The 19,185-nt window shown below is 66.9% G+C and carries 17 protein-coding genes; 14 read left to right on the forward strand and 3 right to left on the reverse strand.

Features of this window, described 5'->3' with window-relative positions; translation table 11 throughout:
- Positions 1–20: 20 nt before the first annotated feature.
- Together rfbD and rfbB are read right to left on the reverse strand one after the other, a co-directional pair.
- Positions 21–869, reverse strand: coding sequence for a dTDP-4-dehydrorhamnose reductase (gene rfbD / locus FGL98_RS06265; RefSeq protein WP_246136400.1), 849 nt, complete (start codon positions 867–869; stop codon positions 21–23).
- A complete protein-coding gene (gene rfbB / locus FGL98_RS06270) occupies positions 866–1,870 on the reverse strand; it encodes a dTDP-glucose 4,6-dehydratase (RefSeq protein WP_146315873.1) in 1,005 nt (334 codons plus the stop codon). The genes rfbD and rfbB overlap by 4 nt, the downstream gene beginning before the upstream one ends.
- Before the next feature lie 54 nt (positions 1,871–1,924).
- Here rfbB and rfbA point away from each other — a divergent pair, with 54 nt between their 5' ends.
- The 7 genes from rfbA to cobA all read left to right on the forward strand — a co-directional run bounded on the left by rfbA (position 1,925) and on the right by cobA (position 9,385).
- Positions 1,925–2,797: a glucose-1-phosphate thymidylyltransferase RfbA gene (gene rfbA / locus FGL98_RS06275; protein WP_146315874.1), complete on the forward strand. Its 873-nt coding sequence runs from the start codon at positions 1,925–1,927 to the stop codon at positions 2,795–2,797.
- Entirely contained in the window at positions 2,797–3,399 is a 603-nt protein-coding gene (locus tag FGL98_RS06280) for a dTDP-4-dehydrorhamnose 3,5-epimerase family protein (RefSeq protein ID WP_146315875.1), read from the forward strand. Before rfbA ends, FGL98_RS06280 begins: the two co-directional genes overlap by 1 nt.
- 374 nt (positions 3,400–3,773) lie before the next feature.
- The gene (rpsL, locus tag FGL98_RS06285) at positions 3,774–4,148 is read left to right on the forward strand and encodes a 30S ribosomal protein S12 (RefSeq protein WP_146315876.1); all 375 of its coding nucleotides are present in this window, start codon (positions 3,774–3,776) and stop codon (positions 4,146–4,148) included.
- Entirely contained in the window at positions 4,148–4,618 is a 471-nt protein-coding gene (gene rpsG / locus FGL98_RS06290) for a 30S ribosomal protein S7 (protein WP_146315877.1), read from the forward strand. Before rpsL ends, rpsG begins: the two co-directional genes overlap by 1 nt.
- Positions 4,619–4,740: 122 nt before the next feature.
- Positions 4,741–6,843 carry an elongation factor G gene (fusA, locus tag FGL98_RS06295; protein WP_146315878.1) on the forward strand — a complete coding sequence of 701 codons (2,103 nt, stop codon included), beginning with the start codon at positions 4,741–4,743 and terminating at the stop codon, positions 6,841–6,843.
- Positions 6,844–6,967: 124 nt separating this feature from the next.
- On the forward strand, positions 6,968–8,170 hold the full coding sequence (gene tuf, locus FGL98_RS06300; RefSeq protein WP_146315879.1) for an elongation factor Tu: 1,203 nt from the start codon (positions 6,968–6,970) through the stop codon (positions 8,168–8,170).
- Between the two features lie 117 nt (positions 8,171–8,287).
- Entirely contained in the window at positions 8,288–9,385 is a 1,098-nt protein-coding gene (cobA, locus tag FGL98_RS06305; RefSeq protein ID WP_246136401.1) for a uroporphyrinogen-III C-methyltransferase, read from the forward strand.
- Positions 9,386–9,400: 15 nt separating this feature from the next.
- Here the strand turns inward: cobA and FGL98_RS06310 are convergent, their stop codons facing one another.
- Complete coding sequence (locus tag FGL98_RS06310) at positions 9,401–10,900, reverse strand: cobyric acid synthase (RefSeq protein ID WP_146315881.1); 1,500 nt, start codon at positions 10,898–10,900, stop codon at positions 9,401–9,403.
- 284 nt (positions 10,901–11,184) lie between these two features.
- Between FGL98_RS06310 and FGL98_RS06315 the strand changes: the two genes are divergently transcribed.
- The 7 genes from FGL98_RS06315 (at position 11,185) to rplC (ending at position 19,182) form a co-directional block, all read left to right on the forward strand.
- Complete coding sequence (locus FGL98_RS06315) at positions 11,185–11,835, forward strand: ArsR/SmtB family transcription factor (RefSeq protein ID WP_146315882.1); 651 nt, start codon at positions 11,185–11,187, stop codon at positions 11,833–11,835.
- Positions 11,832–13,085: an MFS transporter gene (locus FGL98_RS06320; RefSeq protein ID WP_146315883.1), complete on the forward strand. Its 1,254-nt coding sequence runs from the start codon at positions 11,832–11,834 to the stop codon at positions 13,083–13,085. The genes FGL98_RS06315 and FGL98_RS06320 overlap by 4 nt, the downstream gene beginning before the upstream one ends.
- Positions 13,086–13,137: 52 nt before the next feature.
- The gene (locus tag FGL98_RS06325; protein ID WP_146315884.1) at positions 13,138–14,421 is read left to right on the forward strand and encodes an aspartate aminotransferase type Ic; all 1,284 of its coding nucleotides are present in this window, start codon (positions 13,138–13,140) and stop codon (positions 14,419–14,421) included.
- A 57-nt stretch (positions 14,422–14,478) separates the two neighbouring features.
- Positions 14,479–15,312: a pyruvate, water dikinase regulatory protein gene (locus FGL98_RS06330; RefSeq protein WP_146315885.1), complete on the forward strand. Its 834-nt coding sequence runs from the start codon at positions 14,479–14,481 to the stop codon at positions 15,310–15,312.
- Between the two features lie 27 nt (positions 15,313–15,339).
- Complete coding sequence (gene ppsA, locus FGL98_RS06335; protein WP_146315886.1) at positions 15,340–17,736, forward strand: phosphoenolpyruvate synthase; 2,397 nt, start codon at positions 15,340–15,342, stop codon at positions 17,734–17,736.
- Between the two features lie 459 nt (positions 17,737–18,195).
- Positions 18,196–18,504 (forward strand): 30S ribosomal protein S10, encoded by a 309-nt coding sequence (gene rpsJ, locus FGL98_RS06340; RefSeq protein WP_006946210.1) that lies wholly within the window; start codon positions 18,196–18,198, stop codon positions 18,502–18,504.
- Positions 18,505–18,528: 24 nt separating this feature from the next.
- Positions 18,529–19,182 carry a 50S ribosomal protein L3 gene (rplC, locus tag FGL98_RS06345; protein ID WP_146315887.1) on the forward strand — a complete coding sequence of 218 codons (654 nt, stop codon included), beginning with the start codon at positions 18,529–18,531 and terminating at the stop codon, positions 19,180–19,182.
- Positions 19,183–19,185 lie beyond the last annotated feature (3 nt).

The following is a 19,185-nucleotide window of genomic DNA, read 5'->3' on the forward strand; positions in this document are numbered from 1 at the left end:
GTTGTCAGCAGGTCAGCAGATCAACTTGGCCAGGTGGCGAGGGCAGCAGCGAGCGCGTCCTGCCAGGCGCGGATCTGTGGACCATCCCCGGGATGGTCCAGCACGCTGTACGCCGGTCGCGGCGCGGGCCGAGGAAACGCGGCCGTCGTGGTCGGCTCCACCCGGGAGGGGTCGAGGCCGCGCAGTCGGAAGATCTCCTGGGTGAACTCGCACCAGCTGACGCTTCCGGTGCTGGTCGCGTGGTAGTAGCCACCGGGTGCCTCGCCATCGGCGAGCTGCAGCACCGATTCGGCGACGTCCCGGGTCCAGGTGGGTTGCCCGACCTGGTCATCAACCACGGAGAGGGTCTCGTGTGCAGTCGCCAGCCGCAGCATCGTGCTGACAAAGCTGGAGCCGTGCGCGCCGTAGAGCCAGGCAGTCCGTACGATGCACGCACCGGGATGGGCCGCGCGCACGGCCCACTCGCCCGCGGCCTTCGTCCGGCCGTATGCGGACCGCGGCGCCTGGGGTGCGTCGACCGGGTAGGGCGACGTCGCGTGGCCGTCGAAGACGTAGTCGGTCGACAGGTGCACCAGTGGCAGATTCGCCCGGGCGCAGGCCCGCGCCACGTTGTGGGCGCCAACCGCGTTGAGCGTGAACGCATCCGGCTCGTGGGTTTCGGCATCGTCGACAGCGGTCCAGGCAGCCAGGTTGACGACGACGTCGACGTCAGCGAGCCGATCCTGCAGACAGTCGGGCTCGCGGATGTCGCACTCGGACGACCGAGGGGTCACCACGTGCCGACCCGCCGAGCGCAGCACGTCCTGCAGGTCTGTGCCGAGCATCCCGTGCCCGCCGAGCAGCAGCCAGGTGTGCATCTGGTTCCTCATCTGGAGGCGATGATCTGTTGGCCCGCGTACCGCTGCTCCGCGGCGGCCTTCTGCGGGCGCCACCAGGGTTCATTCGCCCGGTACCAGTCGATGGTGGCCGCGAGGCCGGAGCCGAAATCGGGATAGCGCGGCGTCCAGCCGAGCTCTGTGCGCAGGCGGGTGGAGTCGATCGCGTAGCGCCGGTCGTGGCCCGATCGGTCGGTGACGTGGTCGAAGTCGTCCGGGGCCCGCCCCATGTGCCGCAGGATGTCGCGGACCACCGCAAGATTGCTGCGCTCGCCGTCGGCGCCGATGAGATAGGTCTGACCGACCTCGCCCCTGTCGATGATGGTCCAGACGGCTTCGTTGTGGTCGTCGACGTGGATCCAGTCACGCACGTTGAGCCCGTCGCCGTAGAGCTTCGGGCGGCCGCCGTCCAGGATGGTGGTGATCTGCCGGGGGATGAACTTCTCCACGTGCTGGCGCGGCCCGTAGTTGTTCGAACAGTTCGACAGGGTTGCCCGGACACCGAAGGAACGCACCCACGCCCGCACGAGCAGGTCGCTGCCGGCCTTTGTCGACGAGTAGGGGCTGGACGGGTTGTAGGCGGTGTTCTCGGTGAAGCGTTGCTCATCGTCCAGCTCGAGGTCGCCATAGACCTCATCGGTGGAGATGTGGTGATAGCGCACGTCGTGCCGTCGGACTGCCTCGAGCAGCGTGAAGGTGCCAATCAGGTTGGTGCGGACGAACGGCGACGGATCGTCGAGTGAGTTGTCGTTGTGCGACTCGGCGGCGAAATGCACGACGACGTCGGCCTCCGCGACCAGCGGGTCGACGACGGCTGCGTCGGCGATGTCGCCCTCGATGACTCGCACCCTGTCGAGCCCGGCAAGCGAAGCGTGGTTGCCGGCATACGTAAAGGCGTCGAGCACCGTGATCTCTGTGTCAGCACGGTTCTTTCGGGTCAGATGAACGAAGTTGCTGCCGATGAAGCCGGCCCCGCCGGTCACAAGAAGTCGCACGGGTTGACCCTATTGCGTCCTAGGCGCGCAGTACACGCCGATAGGGTGTTTCGAATGAAAGGGATAGTGCTCGCCGGCGGCTCCGGCACGCGGCTGCATCCGATCACTCGAGGCATCAGCAAGCAGCTCATGCCGATCTATGACAAGCCGATGATCTACTACCCGCTGTCGACGCTCATGATGGCGGGCATCCGCGAGATCCTCGTCATCACCACCCCGGACGACAGCGCCCAGTTCCGTGGGCTGCTCGGCGACGGGTCGCAGTGGGGGGTCGAGCTGACCTACGCCGTGCAGAAGTCGCCGGACGGCTTGGCGCAGGCCTTCGTCATCGGCGCGGGCTTCATCGGATCGGACAGTGTGGCCCTGGTCCTGGGCGACAACATCTTCTTCGGTGCGGGCGTCGGGACGGCCCTGCACGGGAACGCCAGTCTGCGTGGCGGGCTGGTCTTCGCGCACCACGTCACCAATCCCACCACTTACGGCGTGGTCGAGTTCGATGCGGACGGCGTCGCTCTGTCGATCGAGGAGAAGCCGGAGCACCCGAAGTCGGCGTATGCCGTGCCGGGGCTCTACTTCTACGACAACGAGGTCGTGTCCATCGCCCGGGAGCTGCGGCCCAGCGTCCGTGGCGAGCTGGAGATCACCGACGTCAACAACCACTATCTGCGCCGCGGGGACCTGCGGGTCAAGGTGCTGCCGCGAGGTACCGCCTGGTTCGACACCGGCACGTTCCAGGGACTGATGTCGGCGACCCAGTTCGTGTATGCGGTGGAGCAGCAGCAGTCACTGATGGTCGGCTGCGTGGAGGAGATCGCCTGGCGCAGCGGCTGGATCAGTGACGATGTGATGGCGGCGCATGGGGACGCACTGGCCAAGAGCGGGTACGGCGACTACCTTCACCAGGTGCTGCGCGAGCGGGTCTACTGATGGAGATCTCGCCGCTGTCGATCTCTGGGGCGTTCGTCGTCACGCCGCGCCAGTTCCCGGATGAGCGAGGGGTATTCCTCGAAGGATTTCGCGTCGATCACCTGGCGGAGGCGATCGGGCACAATCTGCAGGTCATGCAGGACAACATCTCGGTGTCGGCTCGTGGCACCGTGCGCGGTGTGCACTTCGCCGACGTGCCTCCCGGACAGGCGAAGTACATCACCGCGGTGCATGGCGCGCTCATGGACTACGTGGTGGACCTACGCGTCGGGTCGCCCACGTTCGGCCGGTGGGAGTCGGTGCTGCTGGACACCACCACCCGGCGCGCGGTGTATCTCGCCGAGGGACTGGGCCACGCGTTCTGTGCCCTGGAGGATGACACAACGGCACTTTACCTGTGCTCGACGGCCTACAACCCGCAGCGCGAGCACGGCGTGAATCCGTTGGATCCGGACCTCGGACTGACCTTCCCGGAGGGCATCACGCCACTGCTGTCGCCCAAGGACGAGGCGGCTGCGAGTTTGGCGCAGGCCCGCGACGACGGGCTGTTGCCGAGCTGGCAGGTGTGCCGCGAGTTCGAGCGGTCCCTGCGGTCGGGGTAAGGATTTGGTCGCAGGAGACGCGTCCGGCTATTCTTGATCCTCGTGTGTGGCTCTGCCCTGCCTGCGCAGCGATGAGCGATCAGCGCTTCGATGCGGATGCACCAGACCACCACGCGCCCTCGCCGGGCAGTCGTCGCATCGCCAGTTTGCCAAAGTAGCCCCGATCCGGGACTCCAGTGGCCGACTGATGCGGCGGAAGTGCGGGGGAGGGCGCCGGATCGACACACCCGACCTCGGGGGTAACACCCGGGGGTTCCTGCGAAGTAACGAAATGGACTTCGTGGGGTGCTCGAACCGGTCATAACCCAAGGAGCTGGTGCACGGCGGCGACGCCGGAGCCAGCAGACAAGACTCGACATCAGACGGAGACCAGGTTGCCTACCATCAACCAGCTCGTCCGAAAGGGTCGGCAGGACAAGACCACCAAGGTCGCCACGCCGGCACTCAAGGGCAGCCCCCAGCGACGCGGAGTTTGCACCCGCGTCTACACCACGACCCCGAAGAAGCCGAACTCGGCGCTGCGCAAGGTGGCCCGCGTTCGGCTGACCTCCGGCATCGAGGTCACGGCCTACATCCCCGGCGTGGGTCACAACCTGCAGGAGCACTCGATCGTGCTCGTCCGTGGTGGCCGTGTGCGCGACCTGCCGGGTGTGCGCTACAAGATCATCCGCGGCTCTCTCGACACCCAGGGTGTCAAGGGTCGTCAGCAGTCCCGTTCCCGTTACGGCGCGAAGAAGGAGAAGAAGTAATGCCTCGCAAGGGCCCCGCTCCGAAGCGCCCCCTCGTCGTAGACCCGGTCTACGGTTCTCCGCTGGTCACTCAGCTGGTCAACAAGATCCTGCTCGATGGCAAGAAGTCCATCGCCGAGCGCATCGTCTACGGCGCCCTGGAGGGCTGCCGTGAGAAGACCGGCACCGACCCGGTCGTCACGTTGAAGCGCGGACTGGACAACATCAAGCCGTCCCTCGAGGTCAAGAGCCGCCGCGTCGGCGGTGCGACCTACCAGGTGCCGATCGAGGTCAAGCCGGGCCGCGCGACCACGCTGTCGCTGCGCTGGCTGGTGGGCTACTCGCGTCAGCGTCGTGAGAAGACGATGACCGAGCGGCTCATGAACGAGATCCTCGACGCGTCCAACGGTCTGGGTGCCGCGGTCAAACGCCGCGAGGACACCCACAAGATGGCCGAGTCCAACCGGGCCTTCGCTCACTACCGCTGGTGAACCGCCGCCGTCCTGGGTGCAACGCACAGCGGTGCACCCAGGCGGCACATCTCGCGTAATGCGAGGTGGCGCACCAGCCCCAAGCTCACTATTCAGCACACGAACGAGACGAGAGAGACACCGTGGCACTCGACGTCCTGACGGACCTCACCAAGGTCCGCAACATCGGCATCATGGCGCACATCGATGCCGGCAAGACGACGACGACTGAGCGCATCCTGTTCTACACCGGGATCAACTACAAGATCGGCGAGACGCACGACGGCGCCTCGACCATGGACTGGATGGAGCAGGAGCAGGAGCGCGGCATCACCATCACGTCGGCCGCGACGACCACTTTCTGGAAAGAGCACCAGATCAACATCATCGACACTCCCGGACACGTGGACTTCACGGTCGAGGTGGAGCGCTCGCTGCGCGTCCTGGACGGCGCCGTTGCCGTCTTCGACGGCAAGGAGGGTGTCGAGCCTCAGTCCGAGACCGTCTGGCGTCAGGCCGACAAGTACGGCGTGCCGCGCATCTGCTTCGTCAACAAGATGGACAAGCTCGGTGCCGACTTCTATTACACCGTGCAGACGATCATCGACCGCCTCGGGGCAACCCCCATGGTGCTCCAGCTGCCGATCGGCTCCGAGTCCGACTTCATCGGCGTCGTGGACCTGCTGCGGATGAAGGCTCTGGTCTGGCGCGGCGAGACCAAGCTGGGCGAGGACTACGAGGTCGAGGACATCCCCGCGGACCTGCAGGCGAAGGCCGAGGAGTACCGCAACGTCCTCGTCGAGAAGGTTGCCGAGTCCGACGAGGAACTGCTGGAGAAGTATCTCGGTGGCGAGGAGCTCACCATCGATGAGCTCAAGTCCGGCATCCGCCAGCTGACGCTGGCCGGCGAGGTCAACCCGGTGATGTGTGGCACGGCGTTCAAGAACAAGGGCGTCCAGCCGATGCTCGACGCGGTGCTCGACTACCTTCCCAGCCCCCTGGACGTGCCGCCGATGATCGGCCACAAGCCGGGCGACGAGGAGGTCGAGGTCATCCGGAAGCCGAGCGAGGACGAGCCGTTCTCGGCGCTGGCGTTCAAGGTTGCCACCCACCCGTTCTTCGGCACGCTGACCTACGTGCGGGTCTACTCCGGCCGCCTGGCGACCGGTGCGCAGGTCATCAACACGACCAAGGGCCGCAAGGAGCGCATCGGCAAGCTCTTCCAGATGCACTCCAACAAGGAGAACCCGGTCGACCACGCCTCGGCGGGTCACATCTACGCGTTCATCGGGCTGAAGGACACCACGACCGGTGACACCCTGTCCGACCCGAACCAGCAGGTCGTGCTGGAGTCGATGACGTTCCCGGAGCCCGTCATCCACGTGGCGATCGAGCCGAAGACCAAGGGCGACCAGGAGAAGCTCTCCCTGGCCATCCAGAAGCTCGCGCAGGAGGACCCGACCTTCACCGTTCGTCAGGACGAGGAGACCGGCCAGACCGTCATCGGCGGTATGGGCGAGCTGCACCTCGACATCCTGGTGGACCGGATGAAGCGGGAGTTCAAGGTCGAGGCCAACGTCGGTGCACCGCAGGTCGCTTACCGCGAGACGATCCGTCGCAAGGTCGAGAAGTACGACTACACCCACAAGAAGCAGACCGGTGGTTCGGGTCAGTTCGCCAAGGTGCAGGTGACCATCGAGCCGCTGGACACCAGCGAGGGTGAGCTCTACGAGTTCGTCAACGCCGTCACCGGTGGTCGCATCCCGCGGGAGTACATCCCGTCGGTCGACCAGGGTATGCAGGAGGCCATGCAACTCGGCGTCCTGGCCGGATACCCCCTCGTGGGTGTCAAGGCGACGTTGCTTGACGGTGCCTACCACGACGTCGACTCCTCGGAGATGGCGTTCAAGATCGCCGGTTCGATGGTGCTCAAGGAGACCGTCCGCAAGGCGGACCCCGCACTGCTCGAGCCGATGATGGCCGTCGAGGTTCGTACACCCGAGGACTACATGGGTGACGTGATCGGCGACATCAATGCCCGCCGTGGCCACATTCAGGCCATGGAGGACATCAGCGGCGCCAAGATCGTTCGGGCGATCGTGCCGCTGTCCGAGATGTTCGGGTACGTTGGCGACCTGCGAAGCAAAACGCAGGGCCGTGCCAACTACACGATGCAGTTCGACTCGTACGCCGAGGTTCCCCGGAGCATCGCGGACGAGATCATCAAGAAGATCCGGGGCGAGTGACGCGGGTAGACTCCCGTCGGTCCACCCGTTAGTCCCATATATAAGAAATCCGAAAACGCCGACCCGTGCCTTCAAGAGGAAGTCTGCGGCGGTTAGTAACGACAAGTCCTGAGGAGGACCCCCAGTGGCGAAGGCGAAGTTCGAGCGGACGAAGCCGCACGTCAACATCGGCACCATCGGTCACATTGACCACGGTAAGACGACGCTGACGGCTGCGATCTCGAAGACCCTGCACGACCGGCTTCCGGAGCTCAACCCGGGCTCCAAGGCGTTCGACGGAATCGACAACGCGCCGGAGGAGAAGCAGCGCGGTATCACGATCTCCATCTCGCACATCGAGTACCAGACGGAGCAGCGTCACTACGCGCACGTTGACTGCCCCGGTCACGCCGACTACGTCAAGAACATGATCACCGGCGCTGCCCAGATGGACGGCGCGATCCTCGTGGTCGCCGCGACCGACGGCCCCATGCCGCAGACGAAGGAGCACGTGCTCCTGGCTCGCCAGGTTGGCGTGCCCTACATCGTCGTGGCGCTCAACAAGGCCGACATGGTCGACGACGAGGAGATCATGGAGCTCGTCGAGATGGAGGTCCGCGAGCTGCTGTCCGACTACGAGTTCCCGGGCGATGACCTGCCGGTCGTCAAGATCTCGGCGCTGAAGGCGCTCGAGGGTGACGAGAAGTGGGCCGACTCGATCATGGAGCTCATGGCGGCCGTGGACGAGAGCATCCCGTCCCCGGAGCGCGACGTCGAGAAGCCGTTCCTGATGCCCGTCGAGGACGTCTTCACGATCACCGGTCGCGGCACCGTCGTCACCGGTCGTATCGAGCGCGGTGTGCTGAAGGTGAACGAGGAGGTCGAGATCGTCGGCCTGCGCCACGAGGCGGCCCCGGCCAAGACCACCGTGACGAGCATCGAGATGTTCAACAAGATGCTGGACACCGGCCAGGCCGGTGACAACGCGGCGCTGCTGCTGCGTGGCATCAAGCGTGAGGACGTCGAGCGCGGCCAGGTCATCGCCAAGCCGGGCACCACGACGCCGCACACCAACTTCGAGGGCAGCGTCTACATCCTGTCCAAGGACGAGGGTGGCCGGCACACGCCGTTCTACGACAACTACCGTCCGCAGTTCTACTTCCGTACGACGGACGTGACTGGTGTCGTGACGCTGCCCGAGGGTACCGAGATGGTCATGCCCGGTGACAACACCGACATGGCGGTTGAGCTCATCAACCCGATCGCCATGGAGGACGGGCTGAAGTTCGCGATCCGTGAGGGTGGCCGCACCGTCGGCGCCGGTCGGGTCACCAAGATCCTCAAGTAGTAGTAACTCCCGCTTCCGCAAGGAAGCGCTAGGAGGGCCCCGAGTCTGCGGACTCGGGGCCCTTTTGTGCGCGAGACTCCCCGACGAGAGTGCGCGGCCATGCGCAAGGATGTCCCGGTGATACAAGACAGGTATGCCGCGCCGTTGCCGGTGCGTGGGCGACGGGTTGTCGTAGTTGGGGCGGGGCCGGCCACGCTGGGACAGGTTTCCGCACTGGTCGACGCGGGTGCAGTGGTGTCGGTGGTCGCCGGGCAGGCGGCCGCCGCGATCGACGACCTCGCCGACCGCGGCGTGATCACCTGGCATGAGCGCGAGTGGCACCCGGATGACCTTGTCGACACATGGCTGGTCATTGCCGCCGTGGACGACGACCGGCTCGTGCATGAGTGCGAGACACGACGGCTGTGGTGCCTGCCCGTGTATCCGGTCGCGACTCCGAGCGGTCAGCCGTCGACGCAGGGCCGCGTGACGCTCGTCGGCGGGGGCCCGGGCGATCCCGACCTGCTGACCGTCGGAGGTATGGCGGCGCTCCGGTCGGCCGACGTGGTGGTCGTGGACCGCCTGGCACCGCTCGCGGTACTGGCGGACCTCCCGAAGGCCCCGACGGTCATTGATGTCTCAAAGATTCCGGGCGGACGGTCAACGTCTCAGGAGCGCATCAATGCGCTGCTCGTCGAGCACGCCGAACGCGGCGCCCAGGTCGTGCGCCTCAAGGGAGGCGACAGCTTCGTGTTCGGGCGCGGGGGCGAAGAGGTCATCGCCTGCGCGAAGGCCGGTGTGCCCGTTCGGGTCATCCCCGGAGTCACCTCCGCGGTGGCGGCCCCGGAACTGGCCGGCATACCGGTGACGCACCGGGGCCTGAGCCAGGGCTTCACCGTCGTGTCGGGGCACCTGCCGCCCGGGCACCCGGACTCGACCATCGACTACGGCGCGCTGGCGCGCGGCGGCACGACCCTGGTGCTGCTGATGGCCGTCGCCAACCTGCAGGCGATCTCTGTGGCGCTGATCGACGGTGGCCTGTCGCCGGCGACGCCTTGCGCGGTGGTGGCCGACGCGGCGATGGCGTCGCAGCGCAGCATACGGTCGACACTCGATCAGGTTGCCGCGGACGCGAGTGCGGCGGCAGTGGTTGCGCCGGCGGTCACGGTCATCGGAGACGTGGCTGCTCTCATCTCCGACGCGGGGGCGGGGGCCGCCGACGTCCTGGCCCGGTAAGCCACCCGCGTCGAGTCAGCGGGGTCCGGAGGGGATGAAGGGGGCACCGGCCGGCACGCCGTGCCTGACCAGGTCGACCAGGGCGTCCACGTCTACGTGCTGCTCCAGCAGGTCGGCCAGTCGGTCGATCCGCGTCAGTCTCGCGGCCGCGAACGACAGCTGGGGGTCGGGCCGGAAGCTGCGGCGGCCGACCTGCCCCGCCACCTCGGTGAGGAACGCCCGGCGGAAGCCGTCGCTCTCCAGCACGCCGTGCCACATCGTCCCGTAGACCGTGTGGTTGCGTGCCCCGTCGAGGAACGGCTCCGCGTGAGCGCCGCGCCGGATCCGGCCGTGGTGGATGAGATAGCCGGTGGCCTCCGTGCCCAGCTCGACGCCCTCGACGAGCCGAAGTGTCTTCTGGGCCTCGAACGTCGTGCTGACGTCGAGCAGTCCGAGACCGGTGACCCCCGCCCTCGATTCACCCTCCACTCCGTCGGCGTCGCTGATGGCGCTGCCAAGCATCTGGCATCCCCCGCAGATGCCGAGGACCGGCCGGCCGGCGCGCGCATGTGCCCGGATGGCACGGTCCAGACCGCGGGAGCGCAGCCAGCCCAGGTCCTTCACCGTGGCGCGAGTGCCGGGAATCACGATCAGGTCGACGTCCACCAGCCCGGCCGGACCGCGCACGAAGGAGACGTCGACGTCCGGCTCGAGCGTGAGCGCGTCGATGTCGGTGAAGTTGCTGATTCGGGGCAGCAGCATCACCGCCACGCGTAACGCGCCCGAGTGGTCTTCGGGTCGTCTCGGGCGCGAGTCGAGCGCAAGGGCATCCTCCGAGTCCAGCCACATCCCGTCGGCCCAGGGGACCACGCCGTAGGTCGGCCGGCCGGTGAGCGCCCGCAGCCGATCCAGCCCGGGTGTGAGCAGGGTCGGGTCACCCCGAAAGCGGTTGATCAAGAATCCTGTGACCAGCCGCTGGTCCGCCTCGTCCAGCACCGCCAGCGAGCCGTAGAGCGAGGCGAACACGCCGCCCCGGTCGATGTCGCCCACGACGATGGTCGGGATCGAGCCGTGTTGGGCAAGGCCGAGGTTCACGTAGTCCCAGGGCCTCAGGTTGATCTCGGCGATGCCGCCGGCTCCTTCGCAGATCACCGCGTCGAAGCGTGTGCTCAGGTCGTCGAACGCGGCAAACGCAGCATCGCGCAGGTGCGCCCGGCCGCCGGCATACTCCTGTGCCTCCAGGCGTCCGGCCGCCTCGCCCATGACGACGACCTGACTGCGCAGGTCGCTGCTGGGCTTGAGCAGCACGGGGTTCATGGCCGGCTCCGGCGTCGCGCCGGCGGCCACCGCCTGGATCCACTGAGCCCGGCCGATCTCCGCGCCGGCCCGCGTGACCATGGAGTTGTTCGACATGTTCTGGGCCTTGAACGGCGCCACCCGCATCCCGCGTCGCGCCAGCGCGCGGCAGATCGCGGTGGTGATGACGGTCTTTCCGGCATCGGAGGTCGTCCCGGCGACCAGCAGGCTGTGCGACACGTGATGAGGGTATCCGGCAACGTTCCCGCTCACCCCTCCGTCACGCGTGGGATGCAGTGGATGCGTTGGCCATAGCGCGCGGAACCACCGCATCCTGAAACGGCCGCGCCGGTGCTGCAGTGGATGCGTTGGCCATAGCGCGCGGAACCACTGCATCCTGAACGGCCGCGCCGGTGCTGCAGTGGATACGTTGGCTATAGCGCGCGGAACCACTGCATGGCGTGGTGCCGCGAGTTATACAAGAGGCATTGTGTATAGCTGGGAGCGCGCCTAGCGTCGTCGTCATGCCACGCAGACCTGCCGACGAACGGCACGCCGACTCGCGGCCGACCACCGCTGCTGACGAGACCACGGCGCTGATCGATGACCTGGTCGCGCTGCACCATCCGACCCGGCGGATGCTCTATGACGCGCTGCTGGTCCACGGGCCGATGCCGGTAGGCCAGATCGCCGAGCTGACCGGGCTGGCCGTCGGAAGCGTCAGTCATCACCTGAAGCCCTTGCATCGCACCGGCTTCATCGAGCCCGCACCCGATCTCGCACGAGACACCCGGGAGTCCTGGTGGCGCCACGTGCCGCGCCGGTTGTCCTGGAGCAGCGACGACTACGAGCCGGGCACGGCAGCACACCAGGTGACCGAGACCGCGGAGCAGCTCAACACGTCCTACAACCACCGAGCCCGGCGCCAATGGCAGGCGGACCGACAGCACCTGCCGCAACCCTGGCGCACGTTGGGTCTCGCCAGTGACTCGCTGGTCATGGCGACGCCGGAGCAGTTTCGCGGGCTGGGTGCTCGTCTGGAGGACCTGTTGAAGACCTGGCGGCAGGAGTGCCTCGAGGATGAGAAGGCGCACCCGGACGCCGACCGCAGGCCGGTGAGATTCGTCGGCACTGCCTTCCCGAGCGGACCAGTTCGCCCAGGACCCCGGTCGTGAACGCCGCTGCCTCCACCGATCTCGCGGAACCGGTGCTCATCGATCGGGACCCGCCGCCGATCTCCCGCGACCGGATGATTCTCGCCTGGCTCGGGGTCGTGACGGTGTCGTATGCCGGGGACGCGGCCTGGCTGGTAGCCCTCGCCTGGACGGCGGTGCGGCACCTGGACCCCACCATCGCCGGGCTCGTGGTGGCGATCGGCACAGCGCCTCAGGCGTTGCTGATGCTGGTCGGCGGGGTCGTCGCGGATCGGTTCGACCCCCGCCGGGTGCTGGCTCTCGGCGCAGTGGGGCAGGGGCTGACGCTGGTCGTGGGCGCGACGCTCTGGCCGGCCCGGACGCAAAGTGCCGGGGTGCTCTTCGGCATCGCGCTGGCCTTTGGCGTCGCGGCCGGTCTGACCCTGCCATCGCTGAACACGCTGCGGCGGCAGATTGTGCGCGCGGAGGACCTGACGACCTTGAGCGGCTGGACCCAGGTCGCCGGCCGACTGGCTCGGCTGCTCGGCGCACCGGTCGGAGCCTTCCTGGTGGCTCGCGCCGGTCTGGCCGTGGTGATGCTGGTTGACGCCGCGACGTTCGCGGCTGTCGCCCTGGTGATGTGGCGAGTGGTGCGGCCGAGATATCGGCTGCCCAAGGGCGTGGGGCAACCGCACTGGTTTGCCAGCCTGCGCGACGGACTGCACTACCTGGCCACAACGCCCGTCGCGCGGACCTTCGTGATCGGGCTGTCCAGCCTGAATGTCTTCGTCAGCCCGGTCATCGGCATCGGTGTGGCCCTGAGCGTCAACGGCTCGCACTGGTCGTCGACCTGGCTGGGCTGGGCGGAGGCCGCTTTCGCCGCAGGTGCGATCGGCGGCTCGATGCTCGGCATCCGGTGGCGGCCGCCCCGGATGGCCGCCGCAGGTTTTCGAGCGCTGATCGTGCAGGGCGCCGCAATCGCCCTGGTCGGAGTGAGCAGCCGAGGCACCCTGCTGGGCGCCATGCTGCTGCTCGGCCTGACGGCAGGGCTGGCCAGCGTGTGGCTGTCGTCGACCTTCCTGCTGGCGATCGCGCCCAGCCATCTCGGGCGGGTCTCGTCCGTCAACAACCTCGGGGACCTGATGCTGCTGCCGCTGGTCACACCGGCTTTCGCGGCCTGCGCGCAGCTGGCCTCGGTGCTCGCGGCCACCGTCACCTGCGGCGCCGCGATGGCCCTGCTCTGCGCCGTGTTCGCGATGCGACCTGAGATCAGGTCGTTGCGGCAACCCTGAAACAATGAGGCCGCGGGACCCCGCGCACTCAGTCCAGAGTTGAGAGGCCAATGTGTCATCGTCCGAGCTGTCCGCCCTGTCTCCTGCCGATCTGACCACCTTCGTGGCGACCCAGCGCACCGCCTACGACGCGCTGAAGGCCAAGGAGCTGAAGCTGGATCTCACTCGCGGCAAGCCGTCGGCTGCGCAGCTGGACCTGTCGGAAGAGCTGCTGTCGCTGCCCAACGGTCACACGTCCGCCGCCGGCACCGACGTGCGCAACTACGGCGGCCTGGAAGGTCTGCCGGAGCTGCGCGAGATCTTCGCGGAGCTGCTGGGCGTCGAGCCGTCGCAGATCATCGCCGGCGGCAACGCCAGCCTGACGCTGATGTCCAACACGCTGATCAACGCTCTGCTGCACGGCGCCGTGGACTCCGAACGTCCCTGGTCGCAGGAGGAGACGATCAAGTTCGTCTGCCCGGTTCCTGGCTACGACCGCCACTTCGCCCTGCTGGAGTCACTCGGCATCGAGATGGTGACCGTGCCGATGACCGACGACGGTCCGGACCCGGTGGCCACGGCCGCCCTGGTCAAGGACGACCCGAGCATCAAGGGCATGTGGATCGTGCCGACGTATGCCAACCCGGCCGGCTCGGTGTGCACCCAGGAGGTGGCCGCCGCGCTGACCTCGATGCCCACGGCCGCACCGGACTTCAAGATCTTCTGGGACAACGCCTACGCGCTGCACCACCTGACCGCCGCCGAGACCAAGAGCGCCGACGTGCTGTCCCTTGCCACCGCGGCCGGCAACCCGCACCGACCGGTGATCTTCGCCTCGACCTCGAAGATCACCTTCGCCGGGTCCGGGGTCGCCTTCCTCGCCGGCTCCGTCGACACCATCGCGTGGTACCTCAAGCACCTCTCGAAGTCCTCCATCGGCCCGGACAAGGTCAACCATCTGCGGCACGTGCAGTTCTTCAAGGACGCGGCCGGTGTGCGCGCTCACATGGACAAGCACCGCGCCATCATCGCCCCGAAGTTTGCCGAGGTGCAGCGGGCGCTGACGGACGGCCTCGAAGGGCGCGGGATCGCGGAGTGGACCAAGCCCGCGGGCGGGTACTTCGTCAGTCTCGATGTGCTTGACGGCACGGCATCCCGGGTGGTCGAGCTCGCCAAGGGGGTCGGCGTTGCGCTCACTCCTGCCGGTGCGTCCTTCCCGCACGGCGATGACCCGCGTGATCGCAACATCCGTCTCGCCCCGACGATGCCCCCATTGAGCGAGGTTGCCGCAGCGATGGAGGTCGTGGTCACCTGCGTGCTGCTGGCCGCGGGGGAGAAGCTCACCAGCGGCCTGTGAGCCGGCCCACATAGGACGTGGTCGACCATCGGGTCACAGATGTGGGAATCTGACCCCATGACCCTGTCCAGCACGCCCGAGGCGACTCCGGTCTTCTTCCTGGCCGGAGGCACCGGTATCTCCGCGGAGACACTGGGCAACACCATCCTCCAGCAGTTTCCCAGCGTGCACTTCGTGCGTCAGAAGATCCCCTTCGTGACAACCGTGGAGCAGGCGCGCAAGGTGGTCGCCACGTTGGACGCGGCCAAGACGGAGACCGTGACGCCCCTGGTCTTCTCCACCGTCGCCGTGGAGGATGTGCGCGCCGAGCTGGCCACGACCGAGTGCGCCATGATCGACCTCTTCGGTTCTCACCTGTCCACGGTGGAACGCATCCTGCACGTGAACGCCGTCCGGCTCTCCGGCAGCGCCCACGGGGTGGGCGACCCCGGCGAGTACGACGCCCGGATGAAGGCCATCGAGTTCGCGATGGAGCACGACGACGGTCAGAGTATGCGGGCGATCCACCGCGCGGATCTGATCCTCACCGCGCCGTCGCGATGCGGCAAGACGCCGACCACGATGTATCTCGCGTTACAGCACGGGCTCCTGGTGGCCAACTACCCACTGGTCGAGGAGGACTTCGACACCACTCAGCTCCCGGCGCCGATTCGCGACCTGAGCGACAGGTGCTTCGGCATCCTGTCCACGCCTGCCAGACTGAGCCAGGTGCGCAACGAACGCCGACCCGGCACGCGATATGCGTCCCTCGCGCAGTGCCAGTACGAGCTGCGGCGCGCCGAGGCACTCTTCCATGCGCACCGCATACCGTCCATCAACTCTGCCGCGATGTCGGTCGAGGAGATGGCCGCCGTCATCATTGAGACTCGAAAGCTGAAAACAGCTCACTGAGCACGAAGATCCTTGAAAGGACCTGCAATGACCAACAACGTCGAGTGGTTTGCCGACCTCGGCCTCGATGACGTCGAGACCGTGGGCGGCAAGAACGCGTCGCTGGGCGAGATGGTGCAGCACCTGTCTGCGGCGGGGGTGCGCGTCCCGAACGGTTTTGCGACCACGGCGGCGGCCTATCGCCGGTTCCTTTCCGAGACGGGCCTTGCCGACACCATCAACGCGCGGCTCGATGAGCTGGATGTCGACGATGTGCAGGAGCTGGCGAGGGTAGGCCGGGAGATCCGTGCCGAGGTCGAGCAGCGGCCGTTCCCGCCGGACCTGGAGAGCGACATCCGTTCGGCCTATGAACAGCTGGTCGGCGATCAGTCCCCGTCCGAGGTGTCCTGGGCCGTACGCTCCAGCGCTACTGCAGAGGACCTGCCCGATGCGTCCTTTGCCGGGCAGCAGGAGACCTTCTTGAATGTCAACGGCATCGACAACATCCTGCAGGCGATCAAGTTGGTCTTCGCCTCCCTCTACAACGACCGGGCGATTGCCTACCGCGTACACAGCAACTTCGATCACGCATCAGTGGCGCTGTCCGCCGGCATCCAGCGGATGGTGCGGTCGGACATCGGTGCGTCCGGCGTGATGTTCACGATCGACACCGAATCGGGGTTCGCCGACTCGGTGTTCATCACCTCGAGCTACGGGCTGGGCGAAGCCGTCGTGCAGGGTGCGGTCAACCCCGACGAGTTCTACGTCTACAAGCCGGCGCTGCGCGCGGGGCGGCCCGCGATCCTCAAACGCGGAATCGGCAGCAAGGCCACCAAGATGGTCTACACCGATGACCCCTCCATCGGGAACACCATCCACTTCGTCGACGTCGACGAGGCAGACCGGCGGCGCCTCAGCCTCACCGATGACGAGGTCGAGGAGCTGGCCCGGCACGCGCTGGCGATCGAGGAGCACTACGGCCGGCCCATGGACATCGAATGGGGTCGGGACGGCACGGACGGCAAAATCTATGTCCTGCAGGCCCGCCCGGAGACCGTGAAGTCTCGCCAGGGTGGGTCGCGGCTCGAGCGCTACGTTCTGGGCTCGCGCGGGCAGATCATCATCGAGGGGCGCGCCATCGGCCAGAAGATCGGTGCCGGCGCGGTGCGCAAGATGACCTCCATCGAGTCGATGCACGAGTTCGTGCCGGGCGAGGTGCTGGTCGCCGACATGACCGACCCGGACTGGGAGCCGATCATGAAGCGCGCCAGCGCGATCATCACCGACCGGGGCGGACGCACCTGCCACGCGGCGATCATCGCCCGCGAGCTCGGCATACCGGCCGTCGTCGGCACGGGCAACGCGACCAAGGTGCTCGAGGTCGGTGCCGACGTCACCGTGTCCTGCGCCGAGGGCGACACCGGGTTCGTCTATGCGGGCAAGCTGGACTTCGAGGTCCAGGAGACTGCGCTCGACGCGATGCCGGAGATCCCGGTGAAGATCATGATGAACGTCGGCACGCCGGAGCAGGCGTTCGAGTTCGCGCGACTGCCCAACAAGGGGATCGGGCTGGCTCGGCTGGAGTTCATCATCAACCGGCAGATCGGCATCCACCCCCGAGCCCTGCTCGAGCTGGATGACCAGGAGCCGGAGATCAAGGCGCAGATCGGGGAGCTGATCTCGGGGTATGCGAGCCCTCGTGAGTTCTTCGTCAACCGCGTCGCCGAGGGGGTCGCCACCCTGGCCGCCGCCTTTGCGCCGGAGCCGGTCATCGTGCGGATGTCCGACTTCAAGTCCAACGAGTACGCCGGCATGGTCGGCGGTGAGCGCTACGAGCCCGACGAGGAGAACCCGATGCTCGGCTACCGCGGAGCCTCGCGGTATCTCTCGGAGAACTTCGCCGAGTGCTTTGCCATGGAGTGCGAGGCCCTGCGGTTCGTGCGGGAGCAGCAGGGACTGACCAATGTGAAGGTCATGATCCCCTTCGTGCGTACCATCACCGAGGCCAAAGGAGTGCTCGACCTGCTGGCCAAGAACGGGCTGAAGCGCGGCGAGAACGGCCTGCAGGTCATCATGATGTGCGAGGTCCCCTCCAACGCCGTAGCGGCCGAGGAGTTCCTGGAGTACTTCGACGGGTTCTCGATCGGCTCCAACGACATGACCCAGCTGACCCTGGGGTTGGACCGGGACTCGTCGCTGGTCGCGGCCGGCTTCGACGAGCGCGACCCAGCGGTCAAGAAGATGCTGACGATGGCCATCCAGGCCTGCCGCAAGCAGGGCAAGTACGTCGGCATCTGCGGGCAGGGGCCCAGCGACCACCCGGATCTTGCGGACTGGCTGCTGGACCAGGGCATCGAGTCGATGTCCCTCAACCCCGACACCGTCGTCGAGACCTGGCTGCGCCTGGCTAAGCGGGTCGCGGCCAAGAAGGACGCCAAGGCCTGAGCGGCCACACCGCCGAGAGGCATACTTAGGCATCGAGAGGTCCACAAAATGTGTGGACCTCTCGATGTGTATGTGGGCCTCTCGGCACCAGGTGAGCGGCAACGTGACGCAGATCGCGTGGCCCCGTCCGGGCTCGATTTGGACCAGCTGGCACCTCTCTGGCACACTGATCAGGTTGCTTGACGCGCGCTGGTGACGCATGTGCCCGAAGACTCGGGTCCATACGTCATGGGCGCCGCTCCGGAACCACCGGCGCTTGATCGCTCACGGTCGGCGCCAAGGATTCGGAAAGTTCAAGCCCTGGTCCCTTCGGGGTGCGCAGGACAACCACTCGGATGAATCGTTCGGGTGTGCCGTGAGGCACACACGACACACCCGAACGCGGGGGTCGGATGCGGACCGTGGGGGGAGCAGCCATAGACAGCAAATTGATGTACGGCGAGAGAGAGACGCACGCGAATGGCGGGACAGAAGATCCGCATCCGGCTTAAGTCGTATGACCACGAGGTCATCGACAGCTCGGCGCGCAAAATTGTCGACACGGTGACTCGTGCCGGTGCAACGGTGGTCGGCCCGGTGCCGCTCCCCACGGAGAAGAACGTTTTCTGCGTGATCCGTTCACCGCACAAGTACAAGGACAGCCGCGAGCACTTCGAGATGCGCACGCACAAGCGACTGATCGACATCGTCGACCCCACTCCCAAGGCGGTTGACTCGCTCATGCGTCTGGACCTGCCGGCCGACGTCAACATCGAGATCAAGCTCTGATCGCGAAGGGCGGAATGACTCACAATGACTCACACAACTGAGCGCCCCGTGAAGGGCGTCCTGGGCGAGAAGCTCGGCATGACCCAGGTCTGGGATGCCGACAACCGTCTCATCCCGGTCACCGTCATCCAGGCCGGCCCCTGCGTCGTCACCCAGCTGCGCGGCGACGACGACGGCTACCACGCGGTCCAGATCGCCTACGGTGCGATCGACCCGCGCAAGGTCAACAAGCCGATGACCGGCCACTTCGAGAAGGCCGGGGTCACCCCGCGCCGCCACCTCGCGGAGATCCGCACCGCCGATGCCTCGTCCTACGAGCTCGGCCAGGAGATCACCGTCGAGACCTTCGAGGCCGGCCAGTCGATCGACGTTGCCGGTCGGACCAAGGGCAAGGGTTTCGCCGGTGTCATGAAGCGGCACGGCTTCCACGGCGTCAGCTCCTCGCACGGTTCGCACAAGAACCACCGCAAGCCGGGCTCGATCGGTGGCTGCGCCACCCCGGGCCGCGTGTTCAAGGGCATGCGTATGGCCGGCCGCATGGGCGGCGTGCGCCAGACCACCCAGAACCTCACGATTCACGCCGTGGTTGCTGACAAGGGCCTGCTGCTCGTCAAGGGTGCCGTTCCCGGCCCCAAGGGCGGTCTCGTTCTGGTCCGCACGGCTGCCAAGGGAGCCTGAGCG

This window comes from Leekyejoonella antrihumi, from assembly GCF_007845645.1.
Taxonomy (GTDB): Bacteria; Actinomycetota; Actinomycetes; order Actinomycetales; family Dermatophilaceae; genus Leekyejoonella; species Leekyejoonella antrihumi.